The organism is Nocardia sp. NPDC088792 (assembly GCF_044750615.1).
GTDB lineage: Bacteria > Actinomycetota > Actinomycetes > Mycobacteriales > Mycobacteriaceae > Nocardia.
Window position 1 is genome coordinate 825,992 of sequence record NZ_JBIVKC010000002.1, and the last position, 20,714, is coordinate 846,705.

Consider the following 20,714-nt stretch of genomic DNA (forward strand, 5'->3'; position numbering starts at 1 on the left):
TCTCCTCCGAACGCCTTACTTATTGGTACCGACGGCCTGTTTCCAGGCGGTTAAGCCGTCATTTCTCCTGCGTGGCCGGAACCGCGGGCTGCGCCACATCAACGCCACCGGCGTGGACCACGCCGACCGGGATATCCGGAATGCCGAGCAGCACCGGCACCTTGCGCTCGCCGCTCTCGTCGAAACCGATGGTCGGATCGGCCTCCTCGGGCGCGTTCACGAAGGACACGAAGCGCGACAGCTTCTCCTCGTCCTCGAGGACGGCGGCCCATTCGTCCCGGTAGCCCGCGACATGCTCGGCCATGGCGGCCTCCAGCTCCCCGGCGATGCCGAGGCTGTCCTCGCACACGACCGCCTTCAGGTAGTCGATGCCGCCCTCGAGGGCCTCCTGCCACGGCGCGGTGCGCTGCAACCGGTCCGCGGTGCGGATGTAGAACATGAGGTACCGGTCGATGTACTTGATCAGCGTCTCGTCGTCCAGCTCACCGGCCAGCAGCACCGCGTGCTTCGGGCTGAGACCGCCATTGCCGCCCACATACAGGTTCCACCCGTTCTCGGTGGCGATGACGCCGACATCCTTGCCGCGCGCCTCCGCGCACTCGCGCGCGCAACCCGACACCGCCAGCTTCAGCTTGTGCGGGGAACGCAAACCGCGGTAACGCTTTTCGAGCAGCACCGCCATGCCCACCGAATCCTGCTGCCCGTACCGGCACCAGGTGGAGCCGACGCAGGACTTCACCGTGCGCAGCGACTTGCCGTACGCGTGACCGGATTCCATGCCCACATCGACCAGACGCTGCCAGATCAGCGGCAGCTGCTCCACCCGCGCGCCGAACAGGTCGATGCGCTGACCGCCGGTGACCTTCACGTAAAGACCGAAGTCCTTGGCGATCTGGCCGATGGTGATCAGCTGATCCGCCGTCACCTCACCGCCGGGCATGCGCGGCACCACCGAATAGGTGCCGTTCTTCTGCAGATTCGCCAGGAAGTGATCGTTGGTGTCCTGCAGCGCCGCCTGCTCGCCGTCCAGAATGTGATCGCTGGAGGTGGAGGCCAGAATCGACGCGACGGTCGGCTTGCAGATATCGCAGCCGGATCCCTTGCCGTACTTGGCGATCAACGCCGAGAAGGTGCGGATACCGGTCGACTGGATGATGTGGAACAGCTCGGCGCGCGACTGCCCGAAGTGCTCGCACAGCGCCTTCGACAGCTCCACACCGGACTGCTCCAGCAGTTTCTTGAGCATGGGAACGCAACCGCCGCAGGAGGTTCCGGCATTGGTGCAGCCCTTGACCGCGGCGATATCGCACGCGCCATCCGCGATGGCCCCGCAGATCGCGCCCTTGGAAACATTGTTGCAGGAGCAGATCTGCGCATCGTCGGGCAGCGCGTCCGCGCCCAGTTCCGCACCGGCCGGCGAGATGAGCGCGGCCGGCTCGGCGGGCAGCGGACGGCCGACCAGCGGGCGCAGCGCCGAATACTGGGTGGCGTCGCCGACCAGGATGCCGCCCAGCAGGGTCTCGGCATCATCGGAGACAACGAGTTTCGCGTAGGTGCCCTTGGCGGCATCGTGCAGCACCACCGACAGCGCGCCCTCGGTGACGCCGTGCGCGTCACCGAAGCTGGCCACATCCACGCCCAGCAGCTTCAGCTTGGTGGACAGGTCCGCGCCCGGAAACTCACCCGCGCCGCCCACCAGCCGGTCGGCCACCACCTCGGCGGTGGTGTAACCAGGAGCGACCAGGCCGTAGCAGACACCCTCCACCGCGGCGACCTCGCCGACCGCGTAGATATTCGGGTCCGAGGTGCGCAGGCCCAGGTCGGTGACCACACCGCCGCGCGCGCCGATCTCCAGTCCGGCATCCCGGGCGAGCTGGTCCCGCGGGCGGATACCGGCCGCGAAAACGACCAGGGCGGCGCGGATTTCGCTCCCATCGGACAAGCTGACCCGCAGCTGCTCGGCAGCCGGTGCGTCCGTGACGGTTTCGATGGCCGAGGTGCCGACACCGGTGTGCACGTGCAGCCCCAGCCCGGTGACCAGCTGCTCCAGGATGGCGCCACCGCCCGCGTCCACCTGGGCGGGCATCAGCCGCGGGCTGAACTCGACCACGTGCGGCGTCATGCCCAGCAGGCGCAGCGCATTCGCGGCCTCCAGGCCGAGCAGGCCGCCGCCGACCACGATGCCGTGCGCACCCGGCCCGGCCGCCTCGGCCGCGGCGCGAATGCCGTCCAGGTCCTCCAGCGTGCGGTAGACGAAGCAGCCGTCGGCGTCGTGACCCGGCACCGGCGGCACGAAGGCGTACGACCCGGTCGCGAGAATCAGTGCGTCGTAACCGATCACGTCACCGGCGGAGGTGGTCACCTTGCGGGCGGCGCGGTCGATGCTGTCGGCGCGCACGCCCAGCCGGAGATCCACCAGGTCGTCGCCGGTGTATTCGTTGCCCGGCAGCGCGAGCCGCGCGTCATCCCAGACACCCACGTAGGAGGAGAGTCCGACCCGGTCGTAGGCAGGCAGCCGCTCCTCGCCGAGCACGACCACCTGCCAGGCGCCGGCCTCGTCACGGGAGCGCAGCGCCTCGACGAAGCGGTGCCCCACCATGCCGTGGCCGATGACAACCGCGGTCCTGTGTTCGATCGAGTGGGTCATGACGGTCCCTTTCGGAGTGGTCGGGTCAGGCTCGCGCCGACGAAGTATCCACAGTGCCAAGGCTTTCGCCCGCGGCCCGCAATACCAAGGTCTCGGCTTCGACAATGACGAACGTCTCATCGGCGCCGGCGGCCGTCTGATCGGCCGGCCGCGCGCTCGGACGGCGCAGGAACACCATCCAGCAGACCACCGCGCACAGCACATAGAAGGCCGTGAAGACCCAGAAAGCCGTGGTAGCGGACTTGGTGGAGGCGTAGGAGGACCGCAGCACCAGGTTGATGCCGACGCCGCCGAGCGCACCGACCGCGCCGACGAAACCGATGAGCGCACCGGAGGTATTGCGCGCCCAGGCCGCCCTGTCTATCGAATCACCCACCAGCCCACGTGATTCGGCCTCGAACACCGACGGGATGATCTTGGTGACGGCGCCGTTGCCGATACCCGAGATCACGAACAGCAGCGTGAAGCCGACGATCATGGCGACCAGCACCCCGCCCTTCGGGCTGCCCGTACGATCACCCATGGTGCTCGCCAGCGCCACCACCACGGCCGCGGAAGTCATTGCGGCGAAGGTATACAGCGTCACCTTGCTGCCGCCGATGCGGTCCGCCCACTTGCCGCCGTACGGGCGGGACAGCGACCCCAGCAGCGGGCCGATGAACGCGATCTGCGCGGCGTGCAGGGTGGCCGCCGCGACGCTCTCGCCGCCGGCCTTGAAACCGATCTGCAGCACCTGACCGAACGCGAACCCGTAACCGATGAACGAACCGAAGGTGCCGATGTAGAGGAACGCGATGGCCCAGGACCGCGGCACCCGCAACGCCTTCAGCATGAAGGACAGGTCCGCCTGCTGGTTCCGGACATTGTCCATATAGAGCGCCGCGGCGAGCGCGGCCACCACGATCAGCGCCAGATACACGAGGCACACCACCGAGGCATTGCCGTACGCATTGCCCAGCGTCGCGATGACCGCGAGCCCGACCAGCTGCACCAGCGGCACACCGAGATTGCCGCCGCCCGCATTGATGCCCAGCGCCCAGCCCTTGAGCCGCTGCGGATAGAAGACATTGATATTGGCCATCGACGAGGAGAAGTTGCCGCCGCCCAGACCCGCGAATGCCGCCACGATCATGAACGTCGTGTAGGAGGTGCCCGGCTGATTCATGAAGTACAGCGTCAGCAGCGTCGGAATCAGCAGCAGCAAGGCGCTCACGATGGTCCAGTTGCGGCCGCCGAACCGGGCCGTGGCCACGGTGTACGGAATCCGCATGAAACCGCCGACCAGCGTCGGCATCGCGCCCAGGAAGAATTTCCCGGCCGGATCGATATGGAAGGTGGCGACCGGCATGAACAGCACCATGACCGACCAGATCGACCACACCGAGAACCCGACGTGCTCGGCGAACACCGACCAGATCAGATTGCGGCGGGCAATCTCCTTACCGCCGTTCTCCCAGGCCACGACGTCTTCCGCATCCCAGTGTTCGATGTCGCGATTGCGCTTCGGCAGCTGCACGGCGGGCCTCCTGGATTTCGGATGCCCCTAACGTAGGAAACGGGTATTGCCGCAATGCTGCGACCGATGACCGTTTGATCAATGGTTGCTCACCTGCGCCGAACAGGTCCGGTGAGAAGGAAGAAACCTCACCGGACCTGCGCGGGAATTGTGAACTGTGTGATCAGTTCCAGGTGTCTTCGAGCAGCTGCGGCTTGCACGCCAGCCAGCCGCCGGCGAGCAGCACCAATACCGCCACCACCAGGAAGGCGAAGGGCGCCAGCCACCCGCCGGTCATCGAGTGCAGCGCACCGAACAGCAGCGGCCCGACACATGCCACGGTGTAACCGACACCCTGGGTGAAGCCGGACAGGGCGGCCGATCCGGCGCCGGTACGGCTGCGCAGGTTGATCAGCGTCAAGGCCATCGGGAAGGTCGACGGGCCCAGGCCGAGGAACAACACCCACAGCAGCGGCACGCTCATGGGCGCGATGAGCAGACCCGCGAAGCCGGCGAGAAAGAAGACGGCGCAACCGATCACGATCGGGAACGGATTCTTCATGCGGCCCACCACCATCGGCGCGGTGAGCGCCGCGCCCAGGCCGAAGAGCGCGAACAGGCCGACCATGCTGCCGCCGAAGCCCGCGCTCGCGCCCGCCTCGGTGAAGATCGTCGGCATCCACGCGAACAGCGAGTAGGTGATCAGCGAGGTCATGCCGAACATGAGGGCCATGCCCCACGCCAGCGGCGACTTCCACACCTTGCCGGTGGATTCCGGTGCGTCCGCGGGCATTTCGGTGGTGTCCGCCAGGGCGGCGTGCCGCCGCACCCGGAGTACGCCCAGCCAGGGCAGCGCGGCCGCGAAGGCCAGCAGCGCCCACATGCCCAGCGAGATCCGCCAGCCGTGCGCCTGCGCGACCGGCACCGTGATCATGGCCGGCAGCACGGTGCCCAGCTGTACCGCCACGATGTAGAGCGAGGACAGCAGCGCCAGCTTGTCCGAGAAGTACCGCTTGACCAGCGGCGGGATCACCACATTGCCGATGCCCATGCCGGACAGCGCCAGTGCGGAGAAGACCAGCAGTTCCCAGGTGTCGGGGACGATCGCGCGCACGGCCGAGCCGACGCCGGTCAGCAGCATGGCGGTCAGCGCGGTGGCCTCCAGGCCGAGGCGGCTGGTCAGGATCGGGGTGAGCAGGCCCGCCAGGGCGAACATGGCGGTCGGGATCATGCCGAACACGCCGACGACGGCGGTGGAGTAGCCGATGTCCTGGCCGATCTGCTTGGCCAGCGGGGTGAAGGCGGTGACGGCGACACGCAGGGTGAGTGCGGACATGAGGATGGCGGCGAGCACGAGCAGCCGCCCCTCGACGAGGGCGCGCTTGGATCGGATGTGCCCACCGGCCGGGGTTTGTCCGGGGGTAGCGGAGCGGTCCCGCTCGGGGGCCGTCATCGAATTCAGCGTCGCAGTCACCCGAAAATCATAGGATGACCCGATGATGTGATGCAAAGAATGTGAGGCACGGTACGCTGTCTTCCGTGCAACCAGTCCGGCGTACGAGCCTCATCGCACAGGTGACCGAGCAACTTCGAGACGAAATCCGTTCCGGCCGTTGGGCCGTCGGATCGCGTATCCCCACCGAGCCGGAACTCACCGAGCTCACCGGCACCGGCCGGAATACCGTCCGCGAGGCCGTCCAGGCCCTCGTACACGCGGGCATGGTGGAACGCCGGCAAGGCTCGGGCACCTATGTCATCTCCACCTCCACCCTCGGCGGCACCCTCACCGAGTACTTCGCCGACGCCCAGCAACACGACGTCCTCGAACTGCGCCGCGCCCTCGACACCACCGCCGCCGCCCTCGCCGCCCGCCGCCGCGACGAGGCCGATGTCGCCGAACTGGAACGGCTGCTCGAAGAGCGCCGGGTCAACTGGGACACCGACATCGAAGCCGCCATCGAAGCCGACGTGCAACTGCACCGCGCCATCGTGGTCGCCAGCCACAACGCGGTATACCTGGAGTTCTACGATTCGCTGCTACCGGTCATCGAGGCCGTCATCCGCTCCCGCTCCACCCGCGCGGGCGAGGCGTACCACGAGGAACACGAGGAACTGGTGCGCACCATCGTCGACGGTGACTCGGAAGGCGCTGCGCGAGCGGCCAATTGCTTCCTGGCCCGGCTCATCGGGGAATTCCCGGAGCCCCGCTGAAAACCCGGGGTAACCGAACGATCACCACGGCCCGAACCCAGACGTGAGCTGAATTTCCCGCAGCCTTCACGGTAAATCTTGCCGTTGTAAACCCGAGTTCGTAACGTTGACGCGACCGCAACGCCCCTCCCCCGGAATACTTTCCGTGACGAGTAGCAGCGATGAGGGCGGTCGAGGGCTCGAGAGGAAAGCTGCATATGTCAACCGTTGAGGCTCCACCGACGTCGATCACCTATCAGAGACGCGGGCGCTGGATCAACGATTGGAATCCCGACAATAATGAATTCTGGGAAAACGGGGGTAAACAAACAGCCCGCAAGAACCTGATCTTCTCCGTATTCGCGGAGAACCTGGGCTTCAGCATCTGGGTCATCTGGGCCAGCGTCGTCACCGCCATGGGCTCAGCGGGTTTCGACTTCCTGGCCGGACTGGGCAAGGGCAATGCCACCGCGGTCGACAACGCGCTCTGGCTATCCTCCACGCCGACCCTGGTCGGCGCGGCCCTGCGCATCCCCTACACCTTCGCGATCCCGCGCTTCGGCGGGCGCAACTTCACCATCTTCAGCGCGGGCATGCTGCTGCTCCCCACGCTCGGATTGGTCTGGTTCATCAATGAACCCGGCACCCCCATGTGGGTGTTCATGCTGCTGGCCGCGCTGGCCGGCTTCGGCGGCGGCAACTTCTCGTCGTCGATGGCCAATATCAACTTCTTCTACCCCGAAGGGAAGAAGGGCACGGCCCTCGGCATCAATGCCGCCGGCGGCAATCTCGGTGTGGCACAGACGCAGTTGTTCGTGCCGCTGATCATCACGCTCGGCACGCACATCATGGCCAAGGATGCGGGCGGCTACCGATTCGGCATCACACTGGCGGTGCTGGTGTGGATTCCGTTCATTCTCATCGCCATGTTCGGCGCCCTGCGCTACATGGATTCGCTCTCCGGCGCGAAATCCGATGGGACATCGTACAAACGCGCGCTGACCAACCAGCACACCTGGGTGATGGCCCTGCTCTACGTCGGCACCTTCGGCTCGTTCATCGGCTTCTCCTTCGCCTTCCCGACACTGATCAAGGCCGACTTCCCCAGCCTCGCCAAGATCGGCTGGATGGGCACGCTGGGTAACCTGGCCTTCCTCGGCGCCCTGGTGGGCTCGATGAGCCGGCCGTTCGGCGGCTGGGTCGCCGACAAGCTCAGCGGCGCCAAGATCACGCTGTACACGTTCGGCGGCATGGCGATCGCCACCCTGCTCATCATGGCCGGGTTGTCCGCCAAGAACTTCCCGCTGTTCCTGATCGCCTTCCTGTTGCTGTTCGTGCTCACCGGCATCGGCAACGGCTCCACCTACCGGATGATCCCGATGATCTTCACCGCCGAAGCACGACGCCGGGCCTCGGAGACCGGGGACGAGATCGGTGCGGCTCTGATCTCGGCGAAAAGGCAAGCGGGCGCGGCCATCGGCGTCATCGGCGCGGTCGGCGCGGCGGGCGGCTGGGTACTGCAGCAGGTGCTGCGCCTGTCCAACGAGAATTACCACTCGATGAGCCCGGCCTTCTGGGGCTACGCCGTGACCTACGTCGTCATGGGGGCGCTCACCTGGTGGTTCTACCTGCGGTCGTCGTTCGCGACCGACCGTGTGCCGTCACTGGCCCACGCCAACGTCTGACGGTCACCTGGACACGGGTATTCGAGGTCTCGCGCCCTCGGGTGCCCGGAAAGCTGTCGCGCCGAGCGAAACTCATCCGCTCGGCGCGACAGCGCTTTCACCAGCTTGCGAAACGCCTAGAGCGCCAACCGGATCATGTCCGCCGTATGCGCCAGGCCCGGAAAGGCCTCCGGCGTGGAGCGCGGGTGCAGGGCATGCACCGCCAGCCGGAACATGACCGCGCGCACCAGCATCTGCGACCATTCGGGCAGATCACCCCAGCGCTCGAGCAGACCCTCGTCCGCGCCGCCCCAGGACAGCGCATCCACCACGATCACCGCGGCCGCCCACGGCGCGGGACGCCAATACGGGGTGATATCGGTCAGACCCGGCGCGAAAGAGCCGGAGAACAACACGGTTCCGAACAGATCGCCGTGCACCAGCTGCGCGGGCGTCGTCACCGGCTTACGCAGCGTGGACAACTGGGTGATCAGATGCAGGCTGCGGTCACCGTCCGGTGAGGTGGCGGGCAGCATGCCGCCCATCTTGAGACTGCGCAGCGGAACCGCTTCCCACGCGGCCCGATCCGCCGCGGCGAACACATCCACATCCACCCACGGCGCGATCGGCGGCTGCGCCAGGAAGCGCGGGCGCTCCAGCTTCGCGGTCACCTGATGCAGGCGCAGCGAGAGCGACACCACCTCGTCGTGCCGGGGCTCGGGCACACCGTCGAGGTAAGTGTCCGCGCGCCAACCGGATACGACATAGCGGCCGTCCGTGGCCCGCACAGGGCGGGCCAAGCGTAGCCCGTCCACCCGTATACCTTCCCGGACCTTGGCCGACCACGCGGCCCGCGCGTGATCGGTCACCGGGCTCAGCACCACGTCACCGCAGCGCCACCCGCCGTCCCAGTTCCCGAGCGGAACCGGCACTTCCTCGCGCAGCCCGAAGGTCGCACGCACATGCTCCGGAGGTTCCACAGCAGTCATGGTCACGCGCGTCCTGTCCCGCCTCTCCGCGACTCGAGGCCAGACCCGTGTGCCGTGGCCATTTTCGCTGGCGACCGGCGGTTGAACTCGTACCCGATCTATCCGGTACCCGGTGAGTTACCCGAATCGTTACGAAATCAGTCGCCAACTCGGCAATCGTCGCTCAGTATTCGGTGCTCAGCCAGCTTTTCCGGCTTGCGGCGTGTCGTGATCGCCGCAGCCGGAATCAGTACACCGGTAGCGAGGAATCGACCTGGTTGGCCCAAGCGATGATGCCGCCCTGCAAATGCGTGGCATCGGAGAAACCGGCACGCTTGAGCGCGGCCAGCGCCTCGGCCGAGCGGATACCGGTCTTGCAGTGCAACACGATCGGACGGTTCTGCGGCAACTCCGCCAACGCCTCACCGGAGAGGATGCGGTCCTTGGGGATCAGTGTCGCCCCGTCTATACGGACGATGTCCCATTCGACGGGCTCGCGCACATCGATGATCGCGACATCCTTGCCCGCGTCGAGCATCTCCTTGAGCTCCCGTGCGGTGATGGTCGAACCGATCGCCGCGGCCTGACCCTCCTCGGAGACCACGCCGCAGAAGGCGTCGTAGTCGATGAGTTCGGTGATCGGCTGACGCGCCGGGTCGCGGCGCAGCTTGATGGTGCGGTAGGTCATGTCGAGTGCGTCGTAGACCATGAGACGGCCCAGCAGCGGGTCGCCGATACCGGTGATCAGCTTGATCGCCTCGGTCACCATGATCGAACCGATGGACGCGCACAACACGCCCAGTACGCCGCCCTCGGCGCAGGACGGGACCATGCCCGGCGGCGGGGCCTCCGGATAGAGGTCGCGGTAGTTGATGCCACGACCGTCGGGGGCGTCTTCCCAGAAGACCGAGACCTGGCCCTCGAACCGGTAGATCGAGCCCCACACATACGGCTTGTGCGCCAGCACGGCGGCATCGTTGACCAGGTAGCGGGTGGCGAAGTTGTCGGTGCCGTCCACGATCAGGTCGTACTGCTCGAACAGCTCGATCGCGTTCTCGGGTTCGAGGCGAATCTTGTGCAGCACCACATCGATTCCGGAGTTGATCTCCAGAATCGACTCGCGCGCACTGTCGGCCTTGGAGCGGCCGATATCGGATTCGCCGTGAATGATCTGCCGTTGCAGATTCGAGGCATCCACCTCGTCGAACTCGACGATGCCCAGGGTGCCCACTCCGGCGGCGGCCAGGTACAGCAGTGCCGGGGAACCCAGCCCGCCCGCACCGATCACCAGCACCTTGGCGTTCTTCAAACGTTTCTGCCCGTCCACCCCGAGATCCGGGATGATCAGGTGACGGCTGTAGCGGGCGACCTCGTCCCGGGTCAGCTCCGCGGCCGGCTCCACCAGGGGCGGCAGGGACTGATGCGATGACACGTCTGCGGACTCCTCAATCGAATTCGCCGAATACTCGCGGCAGATGTGTGCAACACCGCGGCTCGGGCCGTTCTTCCCCAGCCTATTCCGGCGGGCAGGCGGAATCCGGCCAGGGGTCAGGCGCGGGGGTAGGGCCAGGGGTTGAACTTGCAGGTCTTGCCGTCCATCGGGACGACGCCCTCCGGATCCAGTTTGGCGATGTCGTTGTTCCGGGTGCCGAAGGTCTGCTGCATCATCACCGGCGCCAGGCCGCCGTCGGTCTCACAGGGCTGATGCTGGTGGTAGCCGATGGCATGCCCCACCTCGTGATTGATCTGGTACTGCCGGTAGGAGCCGACATCGCCCTCGAAGGCCAATGCGCCACGCACCCAGCGCACTTCGGACAATACGACGCGGCCGATATCGGCATTGAAACACGAGGAGTCGATGGGGATTTCGAAGCCGCACGCCTTGCGGGTGCTGTCGCGGGAGGTCAGCGAGATCCGGAAGTCCGGATTGCCGTTGTCGATGCGGCGGAAGCCGAAGCGCGGATCATGCGTCCAGGACTTGGGATTCGCGAGGGTGGCGTCGACCATGCGGCCGATGGCGTCGTCCCCGCCGAGGCTGGACGTGTCCACCCCGTCCTCGACCTCGACGGTGTAGGAGAAGACGTGTTCGGTGCCCTGGCCGATCTGCCCGGTACCGCCGGGGACCACATGCCAAGTGCCGGCGGCGGTATCGGTGTAGGGGCCGCCGCCCGGGACCGCGCCCGCGGGCAGGTTCGCGGGGAAGACGCCGTCGCCCTTGGGTGGCAGACCGCCGACGATGCCGGTCGGTTTGTCCGTGTGGTCACTCAGGCGGCCGAAGCCGGGGACACCGGAACCGTTGCCGCCGTGGCCACTGAAGGCGTCCCAGGCCACCAGCACGGTGACCACCAGCAGGACGGGGAGGGCGTAGGCGCGCCAGCCGTAGGTGGAGACGAATCTGCCGAGCCCACTCTGTTTCTTGGTCTCGCGTTCCGGGCGCGGGCGGCCGTTGCCGCCTTCGGGGACCGCGGTCGGATCCCAGCTGGCCCGCAGTGGCTGATGCGGCAGGGGCATTCGATCATCTCCGGGAGGTGGATCCTCGACCAGAGAAGGAACCGACGGGCCGGTCTGCGGTGCGCTGTCCGCGGAATACATACCGAGCGGATCGTAGATCGGCCCGGTGGGTCTACCTCGGCGCTTCACGCCCATCAGACTCTCACAGAATGCCCGCCGCCACGTGGGGCGAGTGTCCGGTCCGGACACCCCTACTCCACTCCCTGCGAGATATCTCACGTGAATGGGGTACACCTCACAAATCGGCACATGTGCTACACAAGTGTGATCGGCCTCGCATAATCGATGCGGCAACCGCACTGTCGTATCAATGCGGATCGGCCACGGCATTGTGCGGATCGACAAGATCCAGCACATCAAATATTCGGAACCAGGATCGGCACCGGACCCCCGAGCGAGTATCGTTCGAGAGATACCCCCGGTGACCTCCTTCCTACCGGGAATCGACTGGGAGATCGGAATGACTGACCTCGTGGACCGGATGACTAGCCATCGCATGTCGTCCGAGGCCATGGCGCCGAGCAAGCGCGGCACCCGCCTGCCCCGCGAGGCGCGCCGCGCACAGCTACTCGCCGCCGCCAGCGAGGTTTTCGTGCTGCGCGGCTACCACGCCTCCGGTATGGACGAAATCTCCCAATGTGCGGGAGTCAGCAAACCCGTGCTGTACCAGCACTTCTCGAGCAAACTCGAGCTGTACCTGGCCGTGCTGCAGAACTACGTCGACGCCCTGGTGTCGAGCGTGCGCCAGGCGCTGCGCTCCACCACCGACAACAAGCAGCGCGTCCGCGCCGCCGTACAGGCCTACTTCGACTTCGTCGACCACGAAACCCAGGGTTTCCGACTGGTTTTCGAATCCGACCTCACCAATGAGCCGCAGGTGCAACGCCGCGTCGAACAGGCCACCGAGGCCTGCGTGGACGCCGTCTTCGACCTGGTCGCGCACGACTCCGGACTGGACCCCTACCGCGCCCGCGTGCTCGCCGTCGGGCTCGTCGGCGCGAGCCAGTTCAGTGCGCGCTACTGGCTGGAGGCCGATCGCCCGATCCCCAAGGAAGAGGCCGTCGACACCACCGTCTCGCTGTGCTGGGGCGGACTCAAGCATGTGCCGCTGCACCCGATCGATTGAGCGATAAGCACTCTCGCTGAATCGAATCGGACAGCGAATCGGACAAAAAGAATTGGCCCGCCGAGAACCTCGGCGGGCCAATCTTGTTCGTCTCTCAGACAGCCGCGAAGCCGACGCGACCCGAGGACGGAGTGCCGATCTCCACATAGGCGACCTTGGAAGCCTGGATCAGGTACTTGCGGCCCTTCTCGTCGGTGAGCGACACGACGCCGCCCTCACCCTGGAAAGCACCGGCGACGAGCGCCTCGACCTCGGCAGGGGTCTGCGAGCTGTTGATCACGAGCTCACGCGGGCTATCCGAAATACCGATCTTGACCTCCACGGCCAACCTCCGAACCTAGAGTCCTGTGCTGTCTTGATCAGGCTAGTCGAGCGTGCCGCGGTACCGGCACAGACGGCCGTGCGCTCTCAGCGAACGAACGGCCGGGAACGGCTAGCCGAGACCGAGCTGCCGCATGCGCTCGGCGTGACTGTCCTGCATGTGCTCGAACAGCGTCGCCACGCCGTTCAGATCACCGGTGGCGGTGAGCACCAGCTCGGTGAGGTCGTCGCGCTGCGCCATCACGTACTGGGCCTGGGTGATGGCCTCGCCCAGCAGGCGCCGGCCCCACAGGGTGAGGCGGTCCCGCTCGGAACGATTCAGGGAGACTGCGGTACGCACCTCCTCGATGACGAACTCGGAGTGACTGGTCTCGGCCAGCACATCCCGCACCACGTCGGCGACCTCGGGAGCCAGGGCGCCGGCGATCTCGGTGTAGAAGTCGGCGGCGATGCCGTCACCGACATAGAACTTGACCATCGACTCCAGCCAGGTGGAAGGGTCGGTGGAGGCGTGATAGGCGTCCAGGGCGCGCACGAACGGCGCCATGGCGTCGAACACGTCCGCGCCGCGATCCGCCAGCGCCTGCTCGAGCGTGTGGAAATGGGCCATCTCATTGGCGGCCATCTTGGCGACGGCCACCTTGCCGCGCAGTGAAGGCGAAAGCTTCGCCTCTTCGGCCAGACGGTAGAAGGCGGAGATCTCGCCATAGGCGAGCACCGCGAACAGATCGGTCACTCCGGGGTGCGCGGCGGCGATCTTGCCGTCAGCAGATTCCGGCTCGGCGCCCAGCGCGGTAGGCGAATTTGCTCCCATGGGTCCCACCCTAGTCCGCCCCGGACGTGCGCATTCACCCATCGGCGACGACACCCGCGGCCTGATCCGTAGGCGCACGGAAAGCCGTGCGCCACTGCGTTTTTCGTACGCGACTCAAGCCTGGTCGCGCAGGAACTTGTCCAGGTACGTCCAGGTGGTCTCCCGGGCCGTGAGAATGCCGAGATGCGAACCCCGGGCAGTCTCGTAGCGCACGTCCGGCGAACCGGTCAGCGTCTCGAGGCCGTGCCGGACCGCGGCGGCCGCGGTGATCACATCGTCGGGGCCGCCGACCAGCAGCACCGGGACCGTCACCTCGGCGACGGCGATCTCGCGCTCACCCAGGTGCACGACGCCCTTGCCGATGTCGTTCTCCAGCATGAAGCGGCTCCACAACTGGTTGTAGAACCGGCCCGGATAACCCGGCAGCGAATTCTGGAACCGGTCGATGGTCTCCATCCGGGCCAGCGTCGCCGTATCCGCGAGATTGCTCGCAATGAAGAAGGGGCGCTTGATTTCTCGCTCCCACGCGGTGGCGCGGTAGGCGATTCGGGTGAGGCGCGCCGAGACGCCGCCCGCGGCGCGGATCGCGGCCGTGGCGGTCCAGCCGCCGTCCAGCCAGGTGAGGGCGCGCAACTCACGCACGCCGACCATGTGGTCGTAGCTCAGCGGGGCGCCGACCGCGGTGATGGAACGAATCGGCAGGGTCTGATCCGCGGCCGCGGTCAGCAGGGCGAGCACGCCGCCGATGGACCAGCCCACCAGATCCACCGGCCGGCCATCGCGATCGGCGGAAACCTGGCGGATGGCCTCGGGCAGAATGTCGTCCACCCAGTCCTCGAAGCCCATGCGGCGGTCGTCGAAGGTGATGTCGCCGTAGTCGACCAGGTAGGGGGCGCGGCCCGTCTCGAGCAGGAAGCGGGCCAGGCTCTGATCGGGGCGCAGATCGAAGCAGAAGGCGGGCGCGGCCAGCGGCGGCACCAGCAGCACGGCCGGGGCGTCGGCGCTCGCGCCGTCGTAGCGGCGCAGCTCACGATGCGGCGCATCGTGCAGCACGGTCGAGGGAGTGGGTTCGGGGTCGGCGATGCCGTCGCCGAAGGTCAGAGCCCACGCGTTGCGTGCTGATGTCACAGCGTTGCGTGCGGCGGTGCTCACGGTGTCTGCCAAGCTCACCCGCACAACTTCGCACATACTGCTACACCTTGTAACACATATGTGAGCAACCCAACTCTCCACACACGCACCCAGCGTTCATCCTGATGCGAATTATGGTGCGCCGCAATCCTTAACGGAGATGCGAAGACCCACGCCCCACTCGCCCGAACGTTCGATTTCCACCCCTACCAGCGCAATAATGCCCGGCAATTACGGTGGCGGAAAACAGGGCGAAGTATGTATCACGCTACAATCTCCGCGGACAGCGAAAATTTCGCCCGAACGAGTTTGCCCTCAACACGGTGAACCCGGGCCGATGGCCGTAGTCCACGGAAAATGTGCGCGCACTCCGATCCGCAGCACTGCACGCCGCGCCAGGTCGATGCCCGGCCCAGGACGATCCCGGAAAGGCATCCCGCAGCGGCGCGAAAACGGATCAGTGGTCGTCGCGGACCGGCCGGTCCGCCCCACACCTCGTGCGCGCGAGATGCGAACACGAGGAAAGGCAAGAACCCTGAGCAAGATCACCGTAGAGCCGGAACCGGGCGTGGCGGACACGCTGCTCACCGCGGAGCTCGACGAAACCCACACCGCCCCCACCTTCGCCGAACTGAATGTGCGCCCCGAAATCGTGCGCGCACTCGCCGAAATGGGCATCGAACGCACCTTCGCGATTCAGGAACTCACCCTGCCGCTCGCACTGGCCGGTGAGGATCTCATCGGACAGGCCCGCACCGGCATGGGCAAGACCTTCGGATTCGGTGTGCCACTGCTGCATCGGATCAGCACCGGTAGCTCCGGCACCATCGCGCTGGACGGCACGCCGCGCGCGCTGGTCATCGTGCCCACCCGCGAGCTGTGCGTGCAGGTCACCTCCGACCTGGAGAACGCCGCCAAGCATGTGAAGGCCGCCGACGGCACGCCGCTGCGCGTCACCGCCATCTACGGCGGCCGGCCGTACGAGTCGCAGATCGAGGCGCTGCGCCGCGGCGTCGACGTCGTCGTCGGCACGCCCGGACGACTGCTGGACCTGGCCGAACAGCAGCATCTGATCCTGGGCAAGGTGCAGGTGCTGGTGCTCGACGAGGCCGACGAGATGCTCGACCTGGGCTTCCTGCCCGATATCGAGCGCATCCTCAATATGGTCCCCGATCAGCGGCAGACCATGCTGTTCTCGGCCACAATGCCGGGACCCATCATCACGCTGGCGCGCACATTCCTGAACCGGCCCACGCACATTCGCGCGGAAGAGCCGCACGATTCGGCGATCCACGACCGCATCGAGCAATTCGTCTATCGCGCACACGCATTGGACAAGAGCGAGCTCGTCGCCCGCATCCTGCAGGCCGAAACCCGCGGCGCCACCATGATTTTCGCGCGCACCAAGCGGACCGCACAGAAGGTCGCCGACGATCTCGCCGAACGCGGCTTCGCCGTCGGGGCGGTACACGGCGACCTCGGGCAGATCGCCCGTGAGAAGGCGCTCAAGAAGTTCCGCGAGGGCAAGATCGACGTGCTGGTCGCCACCGACGTGGCCGCCCGCGGCATCGATATCGACGACGTCACCCACGTCATCAACTACCAGTGCCCCGAGGACGAGAAGACCTACGTGCACCGCATCGGCCGCACCGGCCGCGCGGGCCGCGCCGGTGTCGCCATCACCCTGGTGGACTGGGACGAACTGAAGCGCTGGGCCTCCATCGACGCCGCCCTCGACCTGAAGATCCCCGAACCGGTCGAAACCTACTCCCGCTCCCCGCACCTCTACGCCGAACTCGGCATCCCCGAGGGCATCACCGGTGTGCTGCGCAAGCGCAAGCCGGAACGCGACGAGGACGCCGTCGTGGTCGAACGCGAATCCCGCGCCCCCCGCGACCGCGGCCGCCGCCGCACCCGCGGCGGACGCCCCCTCGACAACGAGGCCGTCGTCACCGAGACCACCGGAACCCCTGTCTCCGAAGGCGATTCGACCGACGAAGACAAGCCCGGCCGTCGCCGCCGCCGCCGTCGCCGCGGCAAGGGCGCCGGCGACAACACCGCCGCGGTCACCAACGGCAACACCGAGACCACCTCGAATACCGAAGCGGCACAGCCCGATCCGGCAATCGAGGACAGCGGCAACACCGAAGGCGGCCGTCGCCGCCGCCGCAACCGCCGTGGCGGCCGCGGCCAGGCCGACACCAACGGCTCTGTCGAGTCGCGCAACAGCGAGGCCGACTCTGCCGGGCAGGCCGAGGTCTCGGCCACCGCTCGCCAGGCCGAGGTCTCGACCGCGGACACGGCAGCGACCGAAATCCCGGCCGTGGCAGCCGATGCCGGTACCGCAGTGGCGAATGCCGCCGGCATCGCAGCGGTGAACTCCGGAAACGCTTCCGCCGAAACGGATTCCACCACCGAGGCCCCGCGCAAGCGCACCCGCCGCACCAGAGGCACGACCGACACCACGAACGGTTCCACCGTCGCGGTGAACGGCACCGACTCGAACGCCACCGGCGTGCAGACCGCACTCTTCTCGCATGCCCCGGACACCCACGCACCGAGCACGACCGCTGCGGCAGCAAACGGTTCGGCCGTCACCGATCCCACCGCAACCGCTGCACCGGCCACCGGCGATTCGGTCGCGACCGGCGAGGCGCCCCGCAAGCGCACCCGCCGAGCCAAGACCTCCGAGCCCACCGGAACGGAAGCCGCGAGCGGCACGGCCACCGAGGCAGCCACCACCGAGGCCGAGGCCCCGCGTAAGCGGACCCGCAGCAAGGCCACCGTCGGCGGTAACAGCACCGCGACCGAGGCGGCCGTCACCGAGGCCACCCCGGTGCCGGCCGGCGCCGAGGCGGTAAGCGCCGCCGAGATCGCAGGCGACGCCCCGAAGGCGGCTCCGCGCAAGCGCACCCGCAAGGCCACGACCGAAGCGAACGACGTCGCGGCCGGTGCTGCGAACGACGTCGCGGCCAAGGCCGCGGACAGCACAGCAAGCGAGGCCACGGCGAAGGCCGCGCCGCGCAAGCGCACTCGCGTCACCGAGGCAGCGGCCGAGACCGTGAACGGCACGGCCGACCTCGCGGCACCTGCCGCAGCCGAGGCCGCCGCACCGCGCAAACGCGCTCGCCGGGCCGCGGGAGCAGCAGATTCGACGACCACGGAAGCATCGGTCGAGGCCGGTGCGGCGGCTGACATCGCCGAAGCCCCGAAGGCCGCACCGCGCAAGCGCACCCGCGGCACCGCCGGGGAGGCCGAAGCTGTGAACGGCGCGGCCGACTCGGATGCGGCTACCGCCGGGCAGGCAGCCGTTGCCGCTGAGGTCGCACCGAAGAAGCGCGCCCGCCGCACCGCGGGGGCACCGGACGCGACGGCCGTTGCCACGGAAGCCTCGGCCACCGTGGATGCGCCGAAGGCCGCGCCGCGCAAGCGGACCCCCAAGGCCGCGACCTCTGCCGCGAGTGAGACGGCCGTGGTGGCGGACGCTGAGCAGGAAGCTGCCGCGGCCCCGCGGAAGCGCGCTCGGAGCACCAAAGCTTCCGCCGCCGCAGACACCGCGGTGAACGGAACTGCGGCCGTGGAGGTTACGGCCGAGGCAGCTCCGAAGAAGCGCGTGAGCCGGGCCAAGACTGCCGAAGCGTCCACCGCCGAGGTGGCGGAGGCCGTGCCGGCCGCTCCGAAGAAGCGCGCGACGCGCAGCGCCAAATCCGCTACCGCGGACGCGGCCCCCGCCGAGACCGTTGCCGAGAAGCCGAAGAAGCGGACTCGGAGCAAGGCCACGGTGAGTGCCGGTGTGACCGCCGACGACGCCGTCGCAGCCTCGGCATAGCGGAAACAATTCAGTCGCCCGCCGCCCCTGCTCCTCGAGCCGGTGCGGCGGGCGATTGCCGTCTCAGGGGTCTGCCGCCGGCGGCGCATCGAAGGGTGGATCGGCTAGTCTCGCTGTCGTGCTCGCACCCGAGCGGCGGACGCGCGCCGATATTCTCACCGCTGTCGCGATCGCTGCTCTGGTGGCTATCGCGATAGTGGTCATCGTGTGGGACAGCGATGTCCGGGGGACGGAGTCGGTGCCTGCGGCGCAGACGCTGGCGGCGCCTGCTCCTGCTACGGCGTTGCCTACCGAGTTGCACGAGTTGTGGCAGCAGGCGGATGGGGTGGCGGGGCGGGCGCTTTCGGTGGGGGCGGTGGCGGTTACCGCGGAGGGCGGGACCGTGACCGGGCGGGATCCGCGGACCGGGGAGCAGGTGTGGAAGTACGCGCGGAAGCTGCCGTTGTGTGCGGCGGAGGTGCAGTTCGGGACGGTTATCGCCACGTATCGGGATGAGCGGGGCTGTAGTCAGACGACGCTGTTGAATGCGGAGACCGGGACTCGGCTGGCCGCGCGATCCAGTTATATGGATGATCATGTGTCGCTGGCGCCGGATGGCACGTACATGCTGGCGCTCGGTGACAATCGGCTGGAGATGTGGCGGTCGGATCTGGTGCGCACGCTCGAATACGGGTATGTCGATGCGCCGGTGAACCCGCATACGCAACCGCGCACCGGATGCACGCTCTTGTCGGCGGCTTCGGCGCCGAGCCGGCTGGCGGTGCTGGAACGCTGCCCCAAGGAGAACGCGGACCGGCTCACCATCCAGAATCCGGCGCCCAAGGACGGCACCGTCCCGGAGGAATACAGTTCGCAGGTGCTCAACGAGCCCGGCGGCGCGGTGAACGGCGCGCGGGTGCTCGCGGCATCGGACAGCCGGACCCTGGTGTATCTGCCCGGAACATCCGGCACCCCACCGGAATTCGCGGTGTACGACGTGTCCGGGAATCTCGTTGCCACCCATGCGCTCACGGCGCCGATGGCCGACAACGCATTGGTCGCGCATATCGCGAACGCCTATTTCGTGTACACCGGCGACACCTTGATCGCGTTGAACTCCACCACTTTCGACCCACTGTGGGGTGTGCAGCATGTACTCGGCACCCCCGCCCTGATGGCCGGCAAGGTATTGGTCCCGGTGCCCGACGGGCTGGCCGCGCTGGATCCCGCCACCGGCACGCAGACCGCCCGAATCCCGGTGCAGCGCAGCAACTATCACAACGAGCCCATCACCCTCGCCACGGTCGGCTCGACCGTGCTGGAACGCCGCGGCCCCACCATGTACGCGCTGGGTTCCTAGCGGCACCACGGCACGCGGCAGGGGGCCGGGCAACGTATGTCACCGTCGTCCGGCATGATCCCTTGCATGAGCGGTGGCGAGTTCCGGTTGGTGTTGTTGCGGCACGGCGAGACGGAGTGGTCCGCGAACGGCAGGCATACCGGTCGTACCGATCTCCCCCTCACCGCGACCGGCGAAGCGCAGGCGCGCGAAGCCGGGAAGATCATCGCCGGCCTGCAATTGCGCGATCCGCTGGTGGTGTCGAGCCCCCGGCAGCGCGCCGTGCACACCGCGGAACTGGCCGGGATTCCCGCCGACCGCACCGACGAGGACCTCGCCGAATGGGATTACGGCGACTACGAGGGCCTCACCACCACCCAGATCCGCGAGCAGGATCCCGGCTGGACCATCTGGAAGGGCGTCGTCCCCGGCGGTGAATCCGCCGCGCAGGTGACCGCCCGCGCCGACCGGATGCTCGCGAAAGTCGAACCCGCACTGCGGGATCGGGATGTGGTGCTGGTCGGGCACGGGCACTTCTCCCGCGCCCTCATCGCCCGCTGGCTGGAATTCGACGTGTGCGAGGGACAGCGGTTCTTCATGTCCACCGCGGGCATCAGCCTGCTGGGCCACGAGCACGACGCCCGGACCCTGCGGGCGCACAACCTCATCGCCCATCTAGACGATCTCTGAAAGGACCCCG

14 protein-coding genes and 1 pseudogene are annotated in these 20,714 nt (G+C 67.5%); 6 read left to right on the top strand and 9 right to left on the bottom strand.

The genetic code is table 11. The features are described 5' to 3' along the window. Positions 1 to 58: 58 nt before the first annotated feature. The 3 genes from nirB to ACIP5Y_RS13060 form a co-directional block, all read right to left on the bottom strand. Complete coding sequence (gene nirB, locus ACIP5Y_RS13050) at positions 59 to 2,647, bottom strand: nitrite reductase large subunit NirB (protein ID WP_400349971.1); 2,589 nt, start codon at positions 2,645 to 2,647, stop codon at positions 59 to 61. 25 nt (positions 2,648 to 2,672) lie between these two features. Beyond that, on the bottom strand, positions 2,673 to 4,163 hold the full coding sequence (locus ACIP5Y_RS13055; protein ID WP_400349972.1) for an MFS transporter: 1,491 nt from the start codon (positions 4,161 to 4,163) through the stop codon (positions 2,673 to 2,675). A 163-nt stretch (positions 4,164 to 4,326) separates the two neighbouring features. Beyond that, the gene (locus ACIP5Y_RS13060; RefSeq protein ID WP_400351255.1) at positions 4,327 to 5,595 is read right to left on the bottom strand and encodes a CynX/NimT family MFS transporter; all 1,269 of its coding nucleotides are present in this window, start codon (positions 5,593 to 5,595) and stop codon (positions 4,327 to 4,329) included. 86 nt (positions 5,596 to 5,681) lie between these two features. Here ACIP5Y_RS13060 and ACIP5Y_RS13065 point away from each other — a divergent pair, with 86 nt between their 5' ends. Next, positions 5,682 to 6,353 carry a FadR/GntR family transcriptional regulator gene (locus tag ACIP5Y_RS13065; protein ID WP_400349973.1) on the top strand — a complete coding sequence of 224 codons (672 nt, stop codon included), beginning with the start codon at positions 5,682 to 5,684 and terminating at the stop codon, positions 6,351 to 6,353. Between the two features lie 197 nt (positions 6,354 to 6,550). Then, positions 6,551 to 8,017 carry an MFS transporter gene (locus ACIP5Y_RS13070; protein WP_400349974.1) on the top strand — a complete coding sequence of 489 codons (1,467 nt, stop codon included), beginning with the start codon at positions 6,551 to 6,553 and terminating at the stop codon, positions 8,015 to 8,017. Positions 8,018 to 8,133: 116 nt separating this feature from the next. Here the strand turns inward: ACIP5Y_RS13070 and ACIP5Y_RS13075 are convergent, their stop codons facing one another. The 3 genes from ACIP5Y_RS13075 to ACIP5Y_RS13085 all read right to left on the bottom strand — a co-directional run bounded on the left by ACIP5Y_RS13075 (position 8,134) and on the right by ACIP5Y_RS13085 (position 11,475). Next, the gene (locus ACIP5Y_RS13075; RefSeq protein WP_400349975.1) at positions 8,134 to 8,985 is read right to left on the bottom strand and encodes a TIGR02569 family protein; all 852 of its coding nucleotides are present in this window, start codon (positions 8,983 to 8,985) and stop codon (positions 8,134 to 8,136) included. 226 nt (positions 8,986 to 9,211) lie between these two features. Further along, a complete protein-coding gene (gene moeZ, locus ACIP5Y_RS13080) occupies positions 9,212 to 10,396 on the bottom strand; it encodes an adenylyltransferase/sulfurtransferase MoeZ (protein WP_400349976.1) in 1,185 nt (394 codons plus the stop codon). A 116-nt stretch (positions 10,397 to 10,512) separates the two neighbouring features. Then, positions 10,513 to 11,475 carry a DUF3152 domain-containing protein gene (locus ACIP5Y_RS13085; RefSeq protein ID WP_400349977.1) on the bottom strand — a complete coding sequence of 321 codons (963 nt, stop codon included), beginning with the start codon at positions 11,473 to 11,475 and terminating at the stop codon, positions 10,513 to 10,515. 460 nt (positions 11,476 to 11,935) lie between these two features. Between ACIP5Y_RS13085 and ACIP5Y_RS13090 the strand changes: the two genes are divergently transcribed. Further along, entirely contained in the window at positions 11,936 to 12,601 is a 666-nt protein-coding gene (locus ACIP5Y_RS13090) for a TetR/AcrR family transcriptional regulator (protein WP_400349978.1), read from the top strand. A 94-nt stretch (positions 12,602 to 12,695) separates the two neighbouring features. Here ACIP5Y_RS13090 and ACIP5Y_RS13095 read toward each other — a convergent pair whose 3' ends face one another. The 3 genes from ACIP5Y_RS13095 to ACIP5Y_RS13105 form a co-directional block, all read right to left on the bottom strand. Beyond that, a complete protein-coding gene (locus ACIP5Y_RS13095) occupies positions 12,696 to 12,923 on the bottom strand; it encodes a DUF3107 domain-containing protein (protein WP_396999441.1) in 228 nt (75 codons plus the stop codon). A 111-nt stretch (positions 12,924 to 13,034) separates the two neighbouring features. Beyond that, positions 13,035 to 13,736 carry a ferritin-like fold-containing protein gene (locus ACIP5Y_RS13100; RefSeq protein WP_400349979.1) on the bottom strand — a complete coding sequence of 234 codons (702 nt, stop codon included), beginning with the start codon at positions 13,734 to 13,736 and terminating at the stop codon, positions 13,035 to 13,037. A 114-nt stretch (positions 13,737 to 13,850) separates the two neighbouring features. Further along, entirely contained in the window at positions 13,851 to 14,906 is a 1,056-nt protein-coding gene (locus tag ACIP5Y_RS13105; protein WP_400349980.1) for an alpha/beta fold hydrolase, read from the bottom strand. A gap of 469 nt (positions 14,907 to 15,375) precedes the next feature. Between ACIP5Y_RS13105 and ACIP5Y_RS13110 the strand changes: the two are divergent. The 3 genes and pseudogenes from ACIP5Y_RS13110 to ACIP5Y_RS13120 all read left to right on the top strand — a co-directional run. Beyond that, positions 15,376 to 16,684 (top strand): annotated as a pseudogene (locus ACIP5Y_RS13110) (DEAD/DEAH box helicase); the annotation flags it as partial. A 2,130-nt stretch (positions 16,685 to 18,814) separates the two neighbouring features. Then, positions 18,815 to 20,035, top strand: a complete 1,221-nt coding sequence (locus ACIP5Y_RS13115) for a PQQ-binding-like beta-propeller repeat protein (RefSeq protein ID WP_400349981.1) — start codon at positions 18,815 to 18,817, stop codon at positions 20,033 to 20,035. A gap of 66 nt (positions 20,036 to 20,101) precedes the next feature. Next, entirely contained in the window at positions 20,102 to 20,704 is a 603-nt protein-coding gene (locus ACIP5Y_RS13120) for an acid phosphatase (protein WP_400349982.1), read from the top strand. Positions 20,705 to 20,714 lie beyond the last annotated feature (10 nt).